At 52.9% G+C, this 21137-nt stretch carries 15 protein-coding genes; 10 read left to right on the forward strand and 5 right to left on the reverse strand.

What is annotated here, in order from left to right:
• Positions 1-71 precede the first annotated feature (71 nt).
• The 10 genes from J2Y43_RS09260 (at position 72) to J2Y43_RS09305 (ending at position 15737) form a co-directional block, all read left to right on the forward strand.
• Positions 72-1757, forward strand: a complete 1686-nt coding sequence (locus J2Y43_RS09260; protein ID WP_309981904.1) for an ATP-binding cassette domain-containing protein — start codon at positions 72-74, stop codon at positions 1755-1757.
• A complete protein-coding gene (locus J2Y43_RS09265) occupies positions 1738-3066 on the forward strand; it encodes an HlyD family efflux transporter periplasmic adaptor subunit (RefSeq protein ID WP_309981905.1) in 1329 nt (442 codons plus the stop codon). The genes J2Y43_RS09260 and J2Y43_RS09265 overlap by 20 nt, the downstream gene beginning before the upstream one ends.
• A gap of 11 nt (positions 3067-3077) precedes the next feature.
• Positions 3078-4493, forward strand: a complete 1416-nt coding sequence (locus J2Y43_RS09270) for a TolC family protein (protein ID WP_309981906.1) — start codon at positions 3078-3080, stop codon at positions 4491-4493.
• A gap of 348 nt (positions 4494-4841) precedes the next feature.
• The gene (locus J2Y43_RS09275) at positions 4842-6074 is read left to right on the forward strand and encodes an Nramp family divalent metal transporter (protein ID WP_309981907.1); all 1233 of its coding nucleotides are present in this window, start codon (positions 4842-4844) and stop codon (positions 6072-6074) included.
• Between the two features lies 1 nt (position 6075).
• Positions 6076-7092, forward strand: a complete 1017-nt coding sequence (locus J2Y43_RS09280; RefSeq protein ID WP_309981908.1) for an NAD(P)-dependent oxidoreductase — start codon at positions 6076-6078, stop codon at positions 7090-7092.
• Positions 7093-7238: 146 nt separating this feature from the next.
• Positions 7239-8300, forward strand: coding sequence for a dihydrodipicolinate synthase family protein (locus J2Y43_RS09285; RefSeq protein ID WP_309981909.1), 1062 nt, complete (start codon positions 7239-7241; stop codon positions 8298-8300).
• A complete protein-coding gene (locus J2Y43_RS09290) occupies positions 8300-9820 on the forward strand; it encodes a PQQ-dependent sugar dehydrogenase (protein WP_309981910.1) in 1521 nt (506 codons plus the stop codon). The genes J2Y43_RS09285 and J2Y43_RS09290 overlap by 1 nt, the downstream gene beginning before the upstream one ends.
• A 63-nt stretch (positions 9821-9883) precedes the next feature.
• Positions 9884-12967, forward strand: a complete 3084-nt coding sequence (locus J2Y43_RS09295) for a TonB-dependent receptor (protein WP_309981911.1) — start codon at positions 9884-9886, stop codon at positions 12965-12967.
• Between the two features lie 17 nt (positions 12968-12984).
• Positions 12985-14445 carry a RagB/SusD family nutrient uptake outer membrane protein gene (locus J2Y43_RS09300; RefSeq protein ID WP_309981912.1) on the forward strand — a complete coding sequence of 487 codons (1461 nt, stop codon included), beginning with the start codon at positions 12985-12987 and terminating at the stop codon, positions 14443-14445.
• A 101-nt stretch (positions 14446-14546) separates the two neighbouring features.
• Entirely contained in the window at positions 14547-15737 is a 1191-nt protein-coding gene (locus J2Y43_RS09305; protein WP_309981913.1) for a glycosyl hydrolase family 28-related protein, read from the forward strand.
• Between the two features lie 27 nt (positions 15738-15764).
• Here J2Y43_RS09305 and J2Y43_RS09310 read toward each other — a convergent pair whose 3' ends face one another.
• The 5 genes from J2Y43_RS09310 to J2Y43_RS09330 all read right to left on the reverse strand — a co-directional run bounded on the left by J2Y43_RS09310 (position 15765) and on the right by J2Y43_RS09330 (position 21135).
• Entirely contained in the window at positions 15765-16391 is a 627-nt protein-coding gene (locus J2Y43_RS09310; protein WP_309981914.1) for a GntR family transcriptional regulator, read from the reverse strand.
• A 59-nt stretch (positions 16392-16450) separates the two neighbouring features.
• Entirely contained in the window at positions 16451-17326 is an 876-nt protein-coding gene (locus J2Y43_RS09315; RefSeq protein ID WP_309981915.1) for an SMP-30/gluconolactonase/LRE family protein, read from the reverse strand.
• Positions 17327-17433: 107 nt separating this feature from the next.
• Positions 17434-18075 (reverse strand): GntR family transcriptional regulator, encoded by a 642-nt coding sequence (locus J2Y43_RS09320; RefSeq protein ID WP_309981916.1) that lies wholly within the window; start codon positions 18073-18075, stop codon positions 17434-17436.
• Positions 18076-18187: 112 nt separating this feature from the next.
• Positions 18188-19759, reverse strand: coding sequence for a sodium:solute symporter family transporter (locus J2Y43_RS09325; RefSeq protein ID WP_309981917.1), 1572 nt, complete (start codon positions 19757-19759; stop codon positions 18188-18190).
• Positions 19756-21135, reverse strand: a complete 1380-nt coding sequence (locus J2Y43_RS09330) for a hypothetical protein (protein ID WP_309981918.1) — start codon at positions 21133-21135, stop codon at positions 19756-19758. The genes J2Y43_RS09325 and J2Y43_RS09330 overlap by 4 nt, the downstream gene beginning before the upstream one ends.
• Positions 21136-21137: the final 2 nt, after the last annotated feature.

Here is a 21137-nt window from a genome sequence, read left to right on the forward strand (position 1 = left end):
TTATTGAAAAGTAGTAATACTATTATTGGTGTAAGCATAGTTATATTTGCAGTGAAACCCAATTAAGAACTATGAAAAAGGTAAACCCCTTCAAGCGATTATGGGATTTGATATTGCTTGACCGGTCGGACATCATAGCGGTGTATTTCTACGCAATGCTGAGCGGTTTGGTCAATTTAAGCCTTCCGCTGGGCATTCAGGCAATCATCGGGTTCGTGTTAGGGGCCTCCATGGTCACCTCGATTTACGTACTGATAACCCTTGTAGTAGCCGGGGTAGTGGTGGTAGGGCTCATGCAGATCAACCAGATGAGGATCATTGAGAAGATTCAGCAGAAAATTTTCACCCGCTACGCGTTCGAATTTGCCGATAAAATACCGCGCTTCGACCTCATCAAAACCGACAAGTTTTATCTGCCCGAGAAAGTCAACCGTTTTTTCGACGTTCCCAATGTCCAAAAGGGGCTATCCAAGCTACTGCTCGACGTCCCTGCGGCAAGTATACAGATCGTCTTCGGCCTTATGCTGCTGGCGCTTTACCACTCCTTCTTCATTGTATTCGGTCTTACGTTAGTCGTCGTCCTCACCATTATTTTCCGCCTTACCGGCGCGAAAGGCCTCAATACCAGCCTCGAAGAGAGCGTCCATAAATATAAAACCGTGGCGTGGCTGCAAGAAATGGCGCGGGTTATCAACCCGTTCAAGCTCAGCTACGACACCAATTTCAACCTCACCCGCACCGACGTCCACGTAAATAAATACCTCCACAGCCGCACGGAACACTTTTCGGTGCTGCTGCTGCAATATAAGACACTCGTATTCACGAAGGTGGCCATTACCACCGCCATGCTTGCCGGAGGGGCATTCCTGTTGCTGCGCCAGCAATTGAATATCGGTGAGTTCATTGCGGCCGAAATCGTGGTGCTTGCGGTGATCAATGCAGTGGAGAAGCTGATCGTGAACCTCGATACCGTTTACGATGTGGTGACCGGCCTCGAAAAGCTCGCGTCCGTGACGGAAAATCTTTCGGAGAAAGACGGTACACTTCCCATCGACCTGGCAGGCAAGGGCGTGGCCATTGAGTTGCAGAACTTCTCGTTCTCGTTTCCGGATAACCGGAATGTGTTTTCCGGTATCAATTTGCAGATTCCAGCCGGTAGCCTGGTAGGCGTTTCCACGATGGGGCGCCTTGGTAAATCAACTTTTCTGAAAATCCTGGCAGGGCATTACCAGGATTTCTCCGGTTCTCTGCTGTACAACAAAGTGCCGCTCTGCAATTACCGGCTCGCCGCGCTTCGGATGAAGATGGGCTTGTACCTGAACCAGCGGGAAGTGTTCACAGGCACGGTTTGGGACAACATTATCGACGGCAGAAGCCACATTACCTCCGAGGAAATCATCGACCTTGCCGAGCAAGCCGGGCTTTCGGGCTTTCTCGACCAGCTTCCGCAGGGATTCCAGACGCAGGTAGCGCCGCATGGCAAAAATCTTCCGGGACATTATATCAAACGCATTTCGCTGCTGAGGGCATTGCTTAACAAGCCCCGGCTGCTCCTGCTCGAAGACCCGTGGGAAGGGCTGGCAGGGCATGAGAAGCAGAAGCTTACGCAATACCTGACGAGCAGGCCCAACAATGCGACGATCATCGTGGCTGGCAGCGACCCAGCTTTCCTGAAAGCATGCGATTATCAGATTTTGCTTAGTAACGGCACAGCAACGCTAACCGAGAACATCGAAAATGGATCAGGCGAACTATAAAATACCCCTTAAATCGTTCGACACGATTTACATGCGCGGACACGAAAGCAAGGTCCGCTACTGGTTCTACGGAATCATGTTAATCCTCGTGCTGGGGCTTTTCCTGCCCTGGACGCAGAATATCAAGGCGCGCGGGTCGATCACGACACTTTACCAGGAGCAGCGTCCCCAGGATATCGTCTCTCCGATCCCAGGCCGTATCGCCAAATGGTATGTGAAGGAAGGAGACTTTGTGCAGAAAGGCGATACGATCGCGCAGATTTCGGAGATCAAGGAAGATTATCTCGACCCTAACCTCGTGGACCGCACGCGGCAGCAGCTCGATGCGAAAAAGGGCTCCGTGCGGTACTACAAAGGCAAAGCAGCGACAGCCGTCTCGCAGATACAGGCATTGGAAACATCCAAAAAACTGAAAATTCAGCAGCTCAAAAATAAACTCGGCCAACTCGACAGCAAACTGGCCGGCGAACAGGCGGAGCTGGAGGCGGTGAATAATGAGTACAACCTGGCCAAAGATCAATACGAGCGCCAGGAAAAAATGCAGCAGGAAGGGCTCGTGTCCAAAACCCAGCTGCAACAGCGCAATACTGCATTCCGGAATGCTATGGCCAAGCGCGTGACGGCCGAAAACAAGGTAGCGCAGACCAAACAGGAAATCCTGATCACGCAGATCGAGCAAAATGGGGTGGAGCAGGAGTATGCCGAAAAGATCAGTAAGGCCGAGGGCGACCGGCTACAAAGCCTGAGTAACATCGCCTCAGGCGAAGGCGAAATGGCGAAGCTGGAAAACCAGGTGACCAACTATACGATCCGTAATGGGATGTACATTATAACCGCCCCGCAGGACGGGCAGATCGTACAGGCCAATAAGGCCGGTATCGGAGAAATCCTCAAAGACGGCGAGCGCATTACGGTGATCGTGCCCACGCGTACGCAATACGCGGTGGAGATGTTCGTCCGCCCGGTGGACCTGCCGCTGATCAGCGTCGGGCAAAAAGTGCGATTCATGTTCGATGGCTTCCCGGCAATCATTTTCAGCGGCTGGCCCGAAAATAGCTACGGTACATTTGGTGGTAAGGTCGTTGCCTATGAGCATACGATCAGCACCAACGGGCTTTTCAGGGTACTGGTGGCCGAAGATACGACCGACCGTCCATGGCCGCAGCAGCTGAAACTCGGCACCGGGGCCCAGGCCATTGCTTTGCTGAAAGATGTGCAGGTATGGTACGAGCTCTGGCGTAATATCAACGGCTTCCCTCCCGACTATTACATGCTGAAAGAGCCGGCTGCAAAAAGTAAAGAAAAATGAAGCGGCAGCCTATGAGAACAATCGTAATTCAGCTGGCCTTGCTGGTGGCAACGGGGCTTTTCGGTCGGGTATCGGCCCAGGATTCGACCCGTACGCTAAGCGGCACGCAGGTGCTCGAGCTGGTGCGCAAATACCATCCCGTGGCCCGGCAGGCGCGCATTCATGTGGATAAGGCCCAAGCCGACCTGCTGGTAGCCCGCGGCGGCTTCGACCCCGTGTTGGGCGCGTATGTAGCCCGGAAGCGGTTTGGCGGAGTGGAATATTACAACCGTACGTCGCCCGAAATCGTGATCCCCACCTGGTACGGGATCGAAGTACACAGCGGCATAGACAACTATACCGGTGAGCGCCTTGACCCAACCATGTCCAAAGGGCAATCGTCGTTTATCGGCGCGAGCATTCCGCTGGGCAAAGACCTGCTGATGGACAAGCGGCGTGCATATTTAAAGCAGGCCAGAATTTTCACTTCCATGGCCGAAACGGAGCAGCGGCTATACATCAACGATTTGCTGATGGATGCCATGGAGGCCTACTGGGGCTGGGTAAGCAGCTATAACCTCTATCAGGTAATGCGCACCGCCGTGGCTGTCAATGCGGAAAGGATGGGTTTTGTGCGGAAGGCATTTGAAAACGGTGAGCGCGCGGCTATCGACACCGTGGAGGCGCTTTCGCAGCTGCAAAGTTTCCAATACCAGGAAATGCAGTACCGTATGCAGTTCCGCAATGCTGGTCTGGCGCTTTCCAGCTTCCTGTGGACCGATTCCGGGGCTCCCTATAATCTCCCTGAAACGATTTCCCCACCTGCCGCTTGGGACGACCAGCAGGCGTTGAAAGACATGGAGCTTGATTTGAATGCGTTGCTGACGATTGTCGAAAATTCACACCCTGCATTGCGCGTGTACGACTACAAGCTGCGTGCACTGGATGTAGAAAAGAAACTGAAATTCCAGGAATTGCTGCCGAAGGCCGATTTCCGCTATAACCACCTCAGTAAGGGCTACAATGCGTTTTCCAGCATTTCTGAATCGTCGTTCCTGGGAAATAATTACCAGTATGGTTTCAAGTTTGAAATACCGCTACGGCTTTCTGCGGGGCGGGGCGAGTACCGGAAAGCCGGCCTGAAAATCATGGAAACGCGCCTGAGCCAGGCGCAAAAGCAGCTCGATTTGCAATTAAAAATAAGGCAGTACTACAATGAATATGTGGTACTGAAAGAGCAGATCAGTCTGCAAACACTGAATTACGCCAATTATCAAAAGCTGCTGGAAGCCGAGCAAACGCGGTTAAACAACGGCGAAAGCTCGCTGTTCCTTGTCAACAGTCGCGAAAACAAAGTGCTCGAAGCGCAGCAAAAACTGATAGAACTGAAAGCCAAGTTTTTCAAAACGGCCTATTCCGTGCAATGGACGGCGGGCCTGCTCAATTAAATAGCGTATTGGTATTTGCAAGGCGTATACATTTACACATTTGATAGGCAGGTACTCAACGCATTTTCGGCTCAATGCGTCACCTTCCGCGCCCCTTTTTCCTCAGCATTACAAGCTCCATACCGCGACTTTAAGCCACGGATCGCGCCAAAGTACCTGTTGTGCATTCGGATATACTGTAAAAAGACCGATGAGCCTGCGAAAGGGCCTGTAAGTGGGATAATCACGAAATTTTATGGATATAATTTTTCAAAAAGTGGAATTTAAAAATTCTTTTCTACCTTTACGGGCACGTGCCCGTAATTCATCAATCATCCTTCTTTCACTTACAAACCAAACCCTTTTACTTTGGAAAACTTTAAAGAGCAATTTCTTCGTTGGCTTAGGTCGCTGGGACCTGGTATGATCACCGCCGCCCTCGTTTTCGGGCCGAGCAAACTCACTATTACTTCAAAACTCGGCGCGGTCTACGGCTACTCGTTGCTTTGGATTGTGGTTGTCGCGATTTTCTTCATGGGAGTATTTACGGCGATGTCGACGCGCATCGGCGTAGCCACCAATCAATCGTTGCTCGCTTCGGTGAAGCAGAAATGGGGAAAGCCGGCGTCGGTTGCTATGGGCATCGGGGTATTCCTGGTTACCACTTCTTTTCAGGCAGGCAATTCCGTCGGCGTGGGCATTGCGGTGGGGGAGCTGTTTCATACCTCGCCCGTGCCGTGGATTATCGCGCTGAATGCATTCGGTATCAGCCTGCTGTTTTTCAGGAGTTTTTATAAAGTGCTGGAAAGCGTGATGGTATTGCTGATTTTCGTAAAGCTGTTTTCCTTCGCGACCACGTTCTTCTGGGCCAACCCCGATCCGGTACAAATAGCGAAAGGCTTTACCACGCCGACGATCCCCGAAGGTTCCACGGGCCTCATCATCGCGTTCATTGCTTCGTGCTTTTCAATCGTAGGTGCATCGTATCAGTCGTACCTCATTCAGGAGCGAATCCGTATCAAACCGGAGCTGCGCGGGGCTAAGAACGATAGTACCACGGGCATTATCCTGCTCGGAGGTATGTGCAGCATTGTGATTATCTGCGCGGCGGCGGTTCTCAACCCCAAAGGCATTGCAGTGAACTCGGCCACCGATATGGCCAGGGCGCTCGAACCGATTTTCGGAAGTAATGCATCTACATTGTTCCTGATCGGGCTGTTTGGCGCGGCGTTTTCGTCGCTGATCGGCAATGCGTCGGTCGGAGGGACCTTGCTGGGTGATGCGCTGGGCCTTGGCAGTAATTTTAGCTCAAAACCAGTTCGTTACCTGGTGGCATTGGTAATGATGATCGGCGCAACGATCGCGATCCGCTTTGGTAAGTTGCCGCTCGAATTGATCGTGTTCGCACAGAGCGTGACGATTTTCGTGGTTCCATTCATCGGAACAGCATTGTATATGGTGGGCAACGACCGCAAGATCATGGGAGACAAGGTGAATAGCCCGCTGGTTAAAGTGGTGGCGGGCATTGGGCTGCTCATCGTGTTCAGTCTGGCCGTCATCAATAGCAAAGAATTATTTTTTAACAATCCGCTTTTTAAATAAAATGAACGGAATACAATCTTTTGAGGAACAATGGCTTAGTCCGTCCGACGCGCTGATTGACGACATGAAGCGTATCGAAGGCGACATTATGATCCTGGGGGCAGGAGGGAAAATCGGCCCGAGCATTGCCCGGCTGACCATGCAGGCCATCGAACGTGCCGGGCTCGACAAGCGCGTAATCGCTGTGTCGCGTTTCAGCGAAGAGGGGCTGGTACAGGAACTGAATGCCGAGGGGATCGAGACGATCGTCGCTAACATTCTGGACGATTCGCAGTTGCAGGACCTGCCGGAGGTCGAAAATGTACTTTACCTGGCAGGCCAGAAGTTTGGTACTTCCAGCAATGAACCCTACACCTGGGCGATGAACACCTACTTGCCGGGACGCGTGGCCGAGAAGTTTCGCAAATCGCGCATTGTGGTGTATTCTACGGGTAATGTGTATCCATTCACGCCGGTGGGCGCGGGCGGGGCAACAGAGGAAATGCGGACAGACCCGGTAGGCGAATACGGGCAGTCGTGCCTCGGGCGTGAGCGGATGTTCCAGTACTTTTCATCGGTTTACGGCACGCCGATCCTCCTTTACCGCCTGAACTACGCGATCGATTTCAAATACGGTGTGCTGCTGGAAGTGGCCAAGTCGGTGCTGAACGGCAAGCCGCTGGATGTAACAATGGGACATGTGAACGTGATCTGGCAGGGCGACGCCAACGAAATGGCGATCCGCTCGCTGCTGCATTGCGACGCGCCCGCGAAAATCCTCAACATTACCGGCCCGGAGACAGTTTCACTACGCTGGCTGGCAGGAGAGTTTGGACGTATATTCAACATCGAACCGCAGTTTATCGGCGAAGAGCAACCGACGGCGCTTTTGAGCAATGCAGCGGAATCGTTCCGTTTGTTCGGCTATCCGCGCACGACATTGAAGCAAATGATCGGTATTACTGCGCAATGGCTGCTCGAAGGCGGTAAGACCATTAATAAGCCCACGCATTTTCAGGAGCGGAAGGGGCAGTTTTAATTCAGGGAAGAAAGGGAGGAAGGAGGAAGGGGAGGATGGGAGTGGTCATGAATGGTCGGGTTTTGTCATGGGTTCACGGGACGTCATGAATGCGTGAGGGGTTGTTTGTTTGGTTAATTGTTTGATATTTAAGTGCTTATTTAGGTATGTTGAAAGAGGATATTAAAAAGCTGCTGTTTGACGGGACGGTGATTCCGGCGCATCCGCTGGCGCTGACCCGTGATTTGCAGCTTGACGAGCAGAAACAGCGCGGGTTGACGCGCTACTATATGGCCAGTGGGGCCGGTGGAGTGGCGGTTGGCGTGCACACGACGCAGTTCGAGATCCGCGATCCGGAGGTGAATTTGTTTGAAAAAGTGCTGGCGATAGCGGCCGAGGAAGTCGACAGGGCCGCATTGGAACGCCCGTTTATCAAGGTAGCCGGTATTTGCGGCCTGACGGGCCAGGCTTTGAAAGAAGCTGAAATCGCTGTGAAGCACGGCTATGATCTTGGGCTCGTGAGTATGGCAGCATTCAAAACGCAGCCTGAATCCGAGATTATTGCGCATGTGAGGAAAGTGGCGGAAGTAATTCCCGTGTTTGGATTTTATTTGCAGGCAGCCATCGGAGGGCGCGTTTACAGCTACGATTTCTGGCAGAAATTTGCCGAAATTCCAAATGTGTACGCCATTAAAGTGGCGGCATTCAACCGCTACCAAACCCTGGATGTCGTTCGTGCGGTGGCGCATTCGGGCCGTCGGGAGGAGATTGCGCTGTACACGGGCAATGATGATAATATTGTGGCGGATCTGCTGACGCCCTATCGCTTTGAAATTGACGGGGAAATAGTCGAAAAACGTTTTGTGGGCGGTTTGCTGGGGCATTGGGCCGTTTGGACGGAAAAGGCTGTGGAGCTTCTTGCATCCGTGAAACACACGCTCGCCAGCGGGTATGCCGACGCCGCTTCGATGCTCGCTACCAACGTCGCGGTGACGGACATGAATGCGGCGATTTTCGATCCTGCCAACGCATTCCACGGCTGCATTACCGGCGTGCACGAGGTACTGCGCCGCCAAGGCCTGCTGGAAGGTATCTGGACGTTGAACCCCAGCGAGACCTTATCGCCGGGCCAGCACGAGGAGATCACGCGCGTGATCGCCGCCTATCCGCAGCTGGTAGATGATGCGTTTGTTGCCCGTTTTCTGGAAAATGAAATGAATATGATCTAATGGATTTGTTGCGTTCCATACCGGTTTGGTTAGCTGCCCTTGCGGCGGTATTTGTGGCGGGACGTCGCAATGACCCAGCACGGCAGCGCCCCGTCGAACCTGATTCTTTGCCGCTTTCCGTGCACGTGCACGTAGTGGCTTCCGGGCTGAATGTACCATGGGAAATGGCCTGGGGTCCTGACAACTGGATCTGGTATACCGAGCAGAGCGGCAGCATCAGCAGGCTTAATCCCAAGACCGGAGAGAAAAAGCTGCTCGTGAAAATCGACGAGGTGTACCGCCACCGCTCGCTGGGGCTCCTGGGGATGGCTTTGCATCCGGATTTTCCCAAGAAGCCATATGTATATGTGGACTATACCTGTAAAAAGGATTCTGCCATTACGACAAAACTGGTGCGTTTCACCTATCGCCAGAACCGCCTGACCAATCCGATGACCATGCTGGAAATCCCTGCGCATACCGGCCATAACGGTTCGCGGATTGTGATTTCACCTGATCGCAAGCTGATGTTCGCGACGGGAGACGCGGTCACCATTACCAATGCGCAAAATACAAGCTCATTGAACGGCAAAGTGCTCAGAATGAACCTGGACGGAACTGTACCGAGCGGCAACCCGATCAAAGGCAGTTTCGTTTGGTCGTGGGGCCACCGGAATATCCAGGGGTTGGCCTATGGACGGAACGGTATCCTTTACAGCTCGGAGCACGGCGACGCGGTCGAAGACGAGCTGAATATCATCCGAAAAGGCCATAACTATGGTTGGCCTAAAGTCGAAGGCTATTGCGACCAGCCGAATGAAAAAGCGTTCTGTGACTCGGTGAAGGTAACAGAGCCCGTCAAAGCCTGGACGCCCACGATCGCCCCTGCGGGTATAGCTGTCTATGAGGGCAGGCTGTTCCCCGAATGGAAAGGCGCGATCCTGCTCACGACTTTAAAGGAAGCCGATTTGCGTGTCCTGAAAACGGACATGAAAGGCCATAGCATTACATCCGAAACCATTCCCATAGATGCTACCTACGGCCGCCTGCGCGCGGTATGCGTGGCTCCGGACGGAAGCATCTACGTTTCAACCAGTAACCGGGACTGGAACCCTGGCAGCGGTTTTCCCAAACCGGAGGATGATCGCATACTGCGCATTACGCGTGGGACGCAGGCGGACCTGCTAGCCCGCAATGCACAAAGCCAGACCGTAACCGACCATCCGTCGAACGGGGCAAAGCTCTACCGTCAGTATTGCGCCTCCTGTCACAAACCCGACGGCAAAGGCATAGCCGGCACTTTCCCGACTCTGCATGGCACCCAGCAGGTGAAAGATAAGGACCAGTTTGTACAGATCATCCTGAATGGCCTTTCGGGGAAGATTACCATCAAAGGCGAGGAGTTCGATCAGCATATGCCGGCGATGGGCTTTCTGCCCGATGAGTCGATCGCGGAGATCGGAACCTATGTGCGGCAGTTCTTTAACCAGGACCTCGATGCCGTCAGCGTACAGGATGTTGCTAAAATGCGAGCCAAGTAATCATTTTACTTGTATTCGTGCACGTGCACGTCACCAATTGTATATCTAGTTAAACCCAATACTATGATCCAAATGAAGTTTTACCTGAAAAAGCCTCTGCTGGCGGTGATGCTGGCGCTGGCTTTGTGTATGTCGGGCCGGTTATGGGCCCAGGATGCCGGCAATGTGTCGGGATCGGTGGTGGACAGCGCCGGCAACGCCACTTTGCCCGGTGTAAGTGTCGTTATTAAAGGCACCAGCAAAGGTGTTACCACGGATGTGGATGGCAAATTCCAGATCCAGGTTTCAGCGGGCGACGTGCTGACATTCTCTTTTATCGGCTACAAAAAGGTAGAGGTGCCGGTCGGTAATCAATCGGTGATCAGGGTGGTGATGCGGCAGGATAATACCGTGCTCGACGAGCTGGTCGTGGTCGGTTATGGAACCGTCAAGAAAAGCTCGGTTACGGCTTCGGTAGCCAAGGTCGAAAACACTGTGCTCGACCAGATTCCCGTCGGAAGGCCGGAGTCGGTACTGGCAGGACGGCTTGCCGGGGTGAACGTAACACAAAACAACACGTCGCCCGGCAGCGCTCCGCTGATCCGCATCCGCGGCGCAAGCTCCATCGACGCCGGTAACGACCCGCTGGTGGTAATCGACGGTTTTCCGGGTGGGAGTCTGGGCAGCGTGAGCACCAACGACATCGAATCGATCGAGGTTTTGAAGGACGCATCCGCAGCGGCAATCTATGGTTCGCGGGGTGCGGGCGGTGTAATTATCGTTACCACCAAAAAAGGTAAATCGGGCAAAGCCAGGTTCAATTTCAATGCATATGCCGGTGTGGCAAAGGCCAAAGGTCATAAGGATTGGATCACGGGTCAGGAATATTATGACTACGCCGTGCGCTACCAGAATCGCGAGTACAAATGGATCGGAGGAGATACGAGTATCCCGGTTTGGAACGACTCCCGCCGCCCGAACGCCTATCAGGTGAGCGACGTATTGAAAAACGGCAACAATGTAATATGGGAAGACGCGGTGATGCAAAGCGCGGCCATCCAGAACTACAATCTTTCGGTAGGCGGCGGTAACGACCACGTGCGGTATTATGTATCCGGTACCTTAAAAGATGAGAAGGGTACCTTGAAAAACACCTGGTACAAAAACTACGGCCTGCGCGCGAACGTGGATGTGACGGTCAATTCCGTGGTGAGCCTGGGTTTTATGCTGAACCCGTCGTACTCGAAACGTCGTTTTGCATCCTCGGACATCAACAACTATGTGAAGTTCCCGAGCTTCGTGGCCGTGCAGAATCCCGATGGTACGTATCCCAGCGCGCGTTCGTACTGGGGCGCGGTGGTGAGCGGGCAGGCGAACCCGATGGCGACGCTCGACGGCAGCTTTTACTACGGAACGACCGTGAATAACCTCGGCGAAGCCTTTATTAACCTCAACCTGGCCAAAGGTCTTTCGTTCCGCTCGTCATTGAGCACCAACCTGGCATCGAATACTACCGATCGCTTCCAGGCATCCTGGGCCACCAGCACCAGCTTGAACTCCGGTTCGCAAGCGCTGAGCTCGACTACCAGCATAGCCAATGAGAACGTTTTGAGCTATACCAATACTTTCAAAGGGGTGCACAATGTGAGTGCGATCGCCGGCGCCTCCTACCAGAAGTACAATTCGAGCAGCTCGTCGCTGGCTGCGGTGAATGGTTCTTTCAACAACGATATTATCCATACACTCAACAACGCGATCATCAACCCATCGGCTTCGTCCTCGTCCAGGTCGCAATGGGGGCTGATCTCCTATTTCAGCCGGGTTAATTACGGATTCAAAGACAAATACCTGCTTTCGGCATCGATCCGTACCGATGGTAGCTCGCGGTTTGGCCCCGAAAATAAATGGGGTTACTTCCCGTCGGCTTCCGTAGCGTGGCGCATTTCGCAGGAAGATTTTATGAAAAATGTCCGTCCTGTGAGCGAGTTGAAACTGCGCGCGAGCTATGGGGCCACCGGTAACTTTAACATTGGTGATTTTGAATACCTCGGACAGATCGGCGATGTATACTACTCGCCCAACAATACGCTCACCAAAGGCCAGACCCAGACATCCTACGGAAACAAGAGCCTGAGCTGGGAGAAAACCAAAAGCTACGACTTCGGACTGGAGTTGGGCCTGTTCCGCAACCGCGTGAACCTGGTGGTCGACTACTATGACAAACGCACGAGCGGGCTGCTTTACAATGTGTCTATCCCGTCTATTACAGGTTTTACGAGTTCACTGTCAAATGTCGGCAGTGTAAGCAATAAAGGTTTTGAAATTGAACTGACCACGAAAAACCTCGTAGGGGAGTTCAAATGGGAGACTTCATTCAATATGGCTAAGAACGTCAACAAGGTGGAAGACCTCGGCGGCGTACAGGAGCGTATCACCACCGACACCTACGGAATGGGCTGGATCCTGCGTTTGGGCCAGCCGATGTTCTCCTATTATGGCTATAAAATCGTGGGAGTGCTGCAAAATGCGGAGGATGTGAAGAATTCACCGGTGCTGGCCGGATCGGTTCCGGGTAACCCCAAATTCCAGGACGTAAATGGGGACGGTCAGATCACTTCGGCGGATAAGGTGATTCTGGGCAACTTTCAGCCGAAGGCCTATTTGGGTTTGATCAACAACTTTGCCTACAAGGCATTTGATCTGAGCATCGCCATGCAGGCTTCGGTGGGCGCCAAAATGTACAATTTTGAAAACGAGTACTATCAGGGTGCGCTGCTCGGTGCAATGCGCCGCTCGCTGGTGGATACGCAGTGGTGGTCGGAAGCGGAGCCGGGCAATGGCATGGTGCCTGCCAGCTCGTTGAGCAAGCTCACTTACCAGTCCTCGTCGGACGCTTACATCGAGGACGCCTCGTTCCTGGCGGTCAGGAACATTAATTTCGGCTACACAGTACCTGCCAAGGTATCGCAGAAGCTGCATTTGTCCGGCCTGCGCGTGTATGCTTCGCTTGCGAATCCGTTCATGTTTACCAAAAAAGGTTTTCATGGCTACAACCCCGAGGGTTACACGGGCGGCGAGATTGCCGGAACGGGCAGCAAACCAGGCTATAACAATGGGGCGGCGCCAATCAACCGGGTATACACGCTGGGTCTTAATTTCAACTTTTAATGCTTGAAAATCAGGATATGAGAATTACAAAACATATGAAAACCGGCCTGATGTTGATCACCTTGGGCCTGACCAGCTGCGAAGACAAGCTGCTGAACCTCACACCGGAATCGGTACTCACGCCGACGAATTTCTATAAGACAGCCAATGATATCAACCAGGCTGTACTTGGCGTGTATAATTCACTACAAACCCGCCGCCCGACCGACTACCTGCTGATGGAAGTGCCGGCTGACAACCTGTATATGTCGGCCAACACGACCATCGCCGGCTCTAACGATGTCGATTTCCTGACTGTGAACGCCGACAATGCTTTGACAGCCGCATTCTGGAACACGACTTACAACGGCATTTTTCGGGCCAACGCTGTATTGCTCAATATCGACACGCCTACCAACTATGGCGCAGGGTTGAAGGACCAATATATCGGAGAGGCCAAATTCATGCGGGCGCTGTTCTATTTCGATCTCGTGCGGGTTTTTGGCGGTGTTCCCAAAGTCGTCGATAAAATTTCCATTACCGAAGCGGCGGCATTGCCTAAATCGACCGAGGACGAAATATATGCGCTGATCGTCGAAGACCTTACCGACGCAATTGCCAAGCTGCCTGCGCGCAAATCCATTGCCACCGGGCGTGCCAGCAAAGGGGCGGCAATGGGCCTTTTGGGTAAAGTGTATGTTTACCGTCAGGACTGGGCAAACGCGAAAACACAGTTGGAAAAGCTCGTCAATGAGCAGGATTATAAGCTGGTCAGCGATTTCGCCTCGCTCTGGAAGCTCGAATCGGAAGACAACGACGAAATACTGTTCACGGTCAAGTATGTAGACGGAACCAACGGGCAAAGCCTGTCAACATCCTACACCCCTAATGGCGGCCTGGTAGGGATCGCCGATCGCGGCGCCGAAACTTCGCTGCCGTCATGGAGCCTGATGAAGAAATACGAGACGGGGGATAAGCGTAAGGCAGCTACGGTTCAGGAATGGTGGACTTCACCGGCACAGCCCAACGCCGAGCCAATATACTACCCGTATGTGAGCAAATATGCCGTCAAGCATTCCTATGGCGCATCGGGCATTGACATTCCGGTGCTGCGTTATGCGGATATTCTGCTGCTGTATTCCGAAACGCTTTTCAAACTGGGTGACAAAGCCAATGCATTGATTCAGCTTAACAAAATCAGAGAACGCGCTTTCGGAAATGCAACGCACAACTATAAAGGCACGGAAGCCGCCGATTTTATGGACCTGATCCTCAACGAGCGGCAACTGGAATTTGCCTACGAGCACGAGCGCTGGTTTGACCTGGTACGCACCGGCAAGTACCTGACCGTGATGACGCAGGAGGAGCGCCTTTACAATTATGCGGCCAAAACACCTGTCGTGGTGAATCTTGCGCCAAAGGATTTCATGAAGGTCTATCCGATCCCGCAGGCGCAGATCGACCTGTCGAACGGTTTGAAACAGAACAACGGCTATTAATCCGCCATTTCGATGCCCATAGCCGGCCGCGGCCGGCTATGGGCAGTCTCTACCTAAACCCTTATTTTTACAGCATCCATAATCCTTAACCTCCCGAACCCGTGAAATTCCAGTACCTGTTAACGATTCTTTTGGTTTGTGCCACCGCATTTTGTGCAATTGGTCAACAGGACGACACCAAAGCTCTGCAAAAAGCCATCGACCGCGCCGCCCAAAAAGGGACCAACCGCCTGGACATCCCGGCCGGTCGCTATATACTGTCGGCTCCTCTGCTGCTCCCTTCCAACTTCACGCTCGTTGCCGATCCGGGGGCGTATCTGGAATTGAAGAAATCGTCCAACCAGTACCTGCTCCGCAATAAGGATATCCGGAAAGGAAACGAAAACATCAGGGTCTTTGGGGGGAAATGGAACGGCAACGCCTGGACGCAAACACGTACCATTCGCGACAAGGTCGAAAACTCGGACTTTTGTTTCGGGTTCTTCTTTTACAAGGTCAAAAACCTGGAAGTAGGCAAGTTGCAGATCGACAGCACCCGCAGTTGGGGGATTGCCTACATGGAATGCGACAGTGTGTACATACACGACATTCGCTTTCAGCAAAACCCGTTCCGCGATGCCCGGTTTACCAGCGCATTGAACCACAACGGGGACGGTGTTACCGGTGGGGGGAACAATGTACTGATCGAGAATATTTCGGGCTTTACCAACGACGATCTCATTGCATTTGCGTCGGGCGGTGCCAGTTTTCAGGGGAAAATGTCGCCGTTCCCTGCCAGGAACTACGAAAACGTGACGGTACGCAACATCTTCCCGGAAAGTATCTACGACTCTATCCCGGCATTGAAAGGTGTAGCATTCTACACGTTTGAACACACCCGCGTTTCGAACATCACGATCGACAATGTCAAAGGCAATACTGCTGCCGCCTCGGTGTTGTTTTATAGTTTGTTCGATAAGAAGGGATATTTCTCAAACGTCAAGGTTTCCCGTATCGAAGGCACCAACGTTTATTCCCGATCGGAGCATCCCGATCTGCACGCTTCCTATGCGCCTGTCACATTTAAAAATTCGGAAATCGACCGACTGGTCATTGAAGGCGTCAGGAGGGAAGAGGGCCGGTATGCTGAACCAACGTTCCGTTTTGACGATCACATGGATGTGAAAGAGTTGCTTTTAACGAATGTGTCTATTGTGCATAAAGGATTGACGGGCAACCTGCTGATCGATTTCGGAAAAGCGAATATTCCCAAATTCAGGATGTCGGATGTTGAGGTGCTGAACAGTAAGTAATTCTGTTTTAAATGACCAAACTATCCATTACAAATACACTTCTCCGCGCATCAAATGCCTTGTAAGTGCTTCCCGTGCTCTTTCCAGGTCTGCGTTTCTGATGGCCGCCAGAATTTCCCTGTGCTCCTGATCGGTAAGCAGGTAGTCATCCAGGTGGCTCTTGATTTTTCCGAGTTTTTGATGGAATAGGGGAATATTACTTGAATGGTAGATATTTTCAATCTTTTGATTGCCGGACGCGGCGATCAGCGTTTCATGAAATTTCATATCGGCTTCAAGCGCTCCTCCGTAATACCCTCTGCTGACCATCGCCGTAAACTCGTCACAAATCTTTGAAAGCTCGTCCAATTGTTCCTGGTTGATCTTGCTAATCGCGATTTCCAATGCGCCCATTTCCAGTACTTTACGCAGTTCGCGTATCTCGGTCACATTCTCCTCGGTAAACGATTTGACGAAGTAGCCGCCTTTTTCGCCGGGTACCACCAATTGCTCTCCCAATAGCCTTGTAAGCGCTTCACGTACCGCTGCCCGGTTCACTTCCAGCTTTTTTGCCCATTCATCCTCGCGCAGTCTTGCACCGGCCATCACCTGATTGGACAGTATTCGTTTGCGAATTTCATTGTAAGCCGTGTTGGCTTTGGATATGTCTTTCATGTTTTAGTTTTTCTCTAAGGCTACAAAAATAGTAGCCGCAAGGAACATCTTTTACCCGCCTAGCCGACGAACAGATGAGGCGCGTACCCCTGAAAAGAAGTGTTCCTGCAAATAAAAAGCGAGCCGGCCAGTGGCTGCTGTTGCATTTCATGGCCAGTCAGGCCAATGCTGGCCGAGGTAATGTACAGGTCGCGCAGGTCCTTTCCCCCGAATGTGCAGGAGGTTACCAGACTCACCGGCAAGCCGATTTCATGTAGGATGATGCCGGTGGCAGGGTTGATCCGTATCACTTTGCCGCCGCCCCATAATGCCACCCAGAGCATCCCTTCCGTATCGACGGTCATGCCGTCGGGAATGCCATTTTGCGGCGGTATTTCCAGAATAGTACGGGAATTGCAGATTGTACCGGTGGCTACGTCATAGTCATAGGCAACCACATTTCGGGCCAGCGAATCGATAAAGTAGAACGTTTGCTGGTCCGGGCTCCAAGCGAGCCCGTTGGAACAACCCAGGCCCCGGATCTTCACCGATACCGTGAGGTCTCTGTGGAGGCAATAGAGCTTACCGGCTCCCGGTTCGTCTCGAACGGACATGGTTCCCGCCCAGAAACGTCCGGCCGGATCGCATTTGCCATCATTAAACCGGTTACCAGGCAAATGCCGCTCAGGATCTGCAATCGGTACTTGGGTCTTATCCCGCAGGTTGATCCGAAAAAAGCCGTTTTGCAAGGCGGCTACCAGCTGTCCCGACCTTTCCAAAACGATCGAGCCTGTTTGTTGTCCTGTAAAATAGCTAGAATGGGCGCCCGTGTCGGGGCAAAACTGATGGATGTTGCCCGCTGTGATATCCACCCATAATATACTTTGGCTGGCCACATCCCACACCGGGCCTTCGCCTAACTGACAGCGGAAACTACCCGCAACTTCCCAATTCATGATCGCCGGGTAGGTATTGATCGAGGTAATAATAATTTGTATGCAAATATACTTAAAAAATGTATACTTTGATGTTTCTGGAACGATTTAAACGCGGTAGCGGCACCCTAATCGACGCCTTCCAGCACGGCAGCTTCCCCTCGCAGCAAATGCTTGTTGAGCAAGGATTCGGCTGCTTCCAGGTCGTTGGCTTTGATGGCTTCCAGGATTTGCCGGTGCTCGATGTCGGTAAGCTCGTAGTCGTCCATGTGTGATTGGGCTTGCCCAAGTTTCTGATGAAAGAGGGGGATATTGCTGACCTGGTACAGCATCTTCAATTTCTCGTTTCCTGCACTGGCAATCAGGGTTTCATGAAATTTGATATCCGCTTCGCACGCGCCGCCAAGGTAGCCGCGCTGGATCATCGTTGAAAAGTCGTCGCAGATTTCCTCCAATTTGGTAATCACCTGGGGATCCCTGTTCTGTACGACCAGTCTGAGCGCGCCTATTTCGAAAATTTGCCGCATCTGGCGAATTTCTTTCACGTCCTGGGCAGTCAGTGATTTGACAAAATAGCCCCCCTTTTCCCCGAAAACGATAAGTTCTTCGCCTAAAAGCCTGGTCAGCGCCTCGCGGACAGAAATCCGACTGACTTCCATTTTTTTTGCCCAAGCATCTTCTTTCAACCTGCTTCCTGCCGAGAGCTGGTTGGAGAGGATTTTTCGCCGCAGCTCCATGTACACTTTGCTGGCCTGTGAATCTTGTTTCATTGTGTATACAAAAAGTATTAATTCAAATAAACGAATTTATAAAGTTAATACCTATTTGAACGCGCTCGTAAAGGCCGGCATACCTCGATCCATGTCCTTACCATACACTTCGTCAGGCAAAACGAATGTAGAAAAACAGCACGGCGGCGGTGATCAAGGCCCACCAGTAGAAAGGGTTTCGAATGCCGCGTTGCTGGTCGCGCTCCTCGGGTAACAGGCGCAGGCTTTCGCGGTTCCAGATCAGTCCGGAGAGTTCAGTTTCGGGCTTGGGTTTGGTTAGCAGGCTTGTCAACAGGCACAGTAGCATACAAATCCAGAACACGATACCCGTTCTGTTGAAAAACGGCATTTGCGGGAATGTAAATTCTATCAGCAGCGAGAGCGGGATGGTCAGGATGCCGGCCGCCAATGCGCCTGCCTGCGTGGTCCGCTTCCAGAAAATTCCCATCAGGAACATGGTCGCGATTCCCGGCGTAAATAGTCCGTAGGCATTCATCAGGTAAATGAAAACCGGCTTATCGGAGTAATTCATCAACAATCCCGTACAAAGGATACCTGCCACCACAATGAGGGTTCCGGCTACACGTCCGAAGCGAACAGCCTGCTGGTCGGAGGCATTTTTGGCAAAATGGGGTAGGTACACATCGACTGTCAATATCGTCGTGCAGGAATTGATAGCCCCGGACAAATGCGACATCACGGCTGAAATCAGCCCGGCCATTACCAGGCCTATCAGCCCGGAAGGCAGCAGTTTGGCTACCAGCATCGGGAAAAGCAGGTCTGGGTTGTCCAGGTGCGGGATCAGGCGTGGCGCCACGAGTGCGGGGATCGTGATGATCAGCGGCACGAGGAATTTGAGATAATCTCCAAAAATAACGCCCATCCGTGCGTGCCATTCGTTTTTGGCGGCCAGCACGCGCTGCACGATAAACTGGTTGGTAGCGCAATAGAAAATGCTGATACAGAGCAGGCCGCCCAGGTACATCGTCCAGGGGAAATCCGGATCGTCCGAAGGCAGGATGAGCTCCCAGTCTTTGGTCGTTGCCAGTACAGATTCCACGCCCCCGGTAGCATTCAGTGTGGCGACCGTCAGGATAATCCCGCCGGCAACGAGCACGACGAGCTGCAACATTTCCGTCCATATCACCGCCCGCAAGCCGCCCAAAATCGTGTAAAGGCCGGTCAGTAAAGCCAGCAGAATGATACTGACGATCACCGGGATATCCAGCAACGCGTGCAGGGAAAGTGCGCCCAGGTACAGTACGGCCGCTATTTCTACAAAAATGTAGGTCATTAAAATCAAAACGGAATACGTGCTCCTGGCCGCAGTGCCGAATCTTTTATGCAGAAATTCAGGGATGGTGTAGAACCCGTTCCGGATGTAGAAAGGCAGAAAAATCCAGAGCAGTGCATTAAAGCCGATCAGGATCGCCCCCCATTCCATGGCGATCACCACAAAGCCCCGGTTGTAGGCGGCGCCCATCGCGCCTACCAGGTGATGACTGCTGATATTGGAGGCGATAATGCTTCCGCCGATCATCCACCAGGGCAGCTTGTCGCCTGCCAGGAAATAGTCGCGTTTGGTCTGTTTGCCTTTTCGGGAAGCGTACAGGCCTAGCAGGAGAATACTCAGTATGTAGAGGCCAAAAATGACGGCATCCGCCAAGGTCAGGTTTATATTCATTCTCCGAGGATTCTTTGAGCGGTTTCAATGGTTTTTTCGATCAGCAATTCCAGGGAAGCTGCTTCGAAGGGCGTCTGCCAGACGGCATAGGTGTCCCTGGTATACATATTTTCGGGGGGCAGATACCCCGCGTAGCCGTTCGCAATGTTGATCACCGCCACAGCCTTTCCCTTAAATTGGGCGCGAAGCTGTTGCTGGAAGTCCGAATAGGCCTCGTTCGGCTGGCCAATGAGCAGGGAATCTCCCAGGCGCCATGTCCAGAGGGGCATGGCGCTGGTGCGCCCGTCGCCTACCGTTTTTCGGATCCCCCTTTTTCGCCACAGCCTTTCCCTGGTCACCGCGTCGGTACAGGCAGCCCACTCCGCCTCTATTTCGGCAAGCGAGGGCATATCTTTGAGGATGAAAGGTATTTCCGTCAGGGCGTATGCGATGGTTTGGGGCGGTACCAGCGGGGTTTGCGTCCAAATGCCCAGCGGGGCTCCCGATTCGACAGCTCCCTGAAAGGAGAGGCCGGTTGCTGCCGGAAGCATGTCTTCAAGCGTTGTGAGCACGGCGTGGCCGAGCTGTCTGCCGTAGCGGTCTGCAATGGCCGTGTCGCCCACGTACTGCTCCTTCGGCGAGAGCTCGCCCGACGCGCCTTGCAGAAACAGGGTAGGGGCTCCCGTGGCCGTTTCAACCATTTCGCGCATGGCCCCTATGTAGTCAGGCGAAATCAGCTTATTCTCCCAGGCCAGGGTGGTAGGGTGGCAGGCGTAGTTGACGATCGTGGCGATGACCGTGTTGTTGAGGCTAGTAATCCTTCCCACCAGCAGCGTATCATCGGCGGGCTGGCCGGGATTCATCGCGACCAGTAACCGCTCCTTTCCCTGTTCGGGCAAATCGCGGTTGACGGCCAGGGAGCATTTGCCGTAATTCCAGGTCAAGGTTGCCATGGTTTCGGCTGCCATTGCCCGGCGAATGGCAGATACGGATTTGTCCCGAATTTCGATCAGGTAGGGTTCTATCAGGTGCCCGCCGGGCTTGGCCGCATCTTCGCGGAAGAGGCTCGGGCCGGCATGGGTATGTGACAGGCAGAACATAAGGTGCTCAGCCGGTAATCCTGTTTCGGCCAGGATCCCGTTCCGGAGAAACTGCTCGTCATCCGCGCTTTTCCACCAGCCGAGGTCTGCCCCGATCAGCACGAGGGGCTGATCCATCCCGATCGACCGGAATGTAATACACGTTAAAAACAGCGGTTTGTGTACACCTTCCGCGGTTTCGTGCGTCGCAGCGCCCCAATTTTTTGCATAAATACCCGCCGGAGGGGTAATGTCTGCCTGCGACACGCCGATCAGTCCTGAAAAAGAAGGGTTGGCTACAATAGGGTAGGATATCATTG

Origin of the sequence: Dyadobacter sp. BE31, from assembly GCF_031457695.1 — a bacterium.
GTDB lineage: Bacteria > Bacteroidota > Bacteroidia > Cytophagales > Spirosomataceae > Dyadobacter.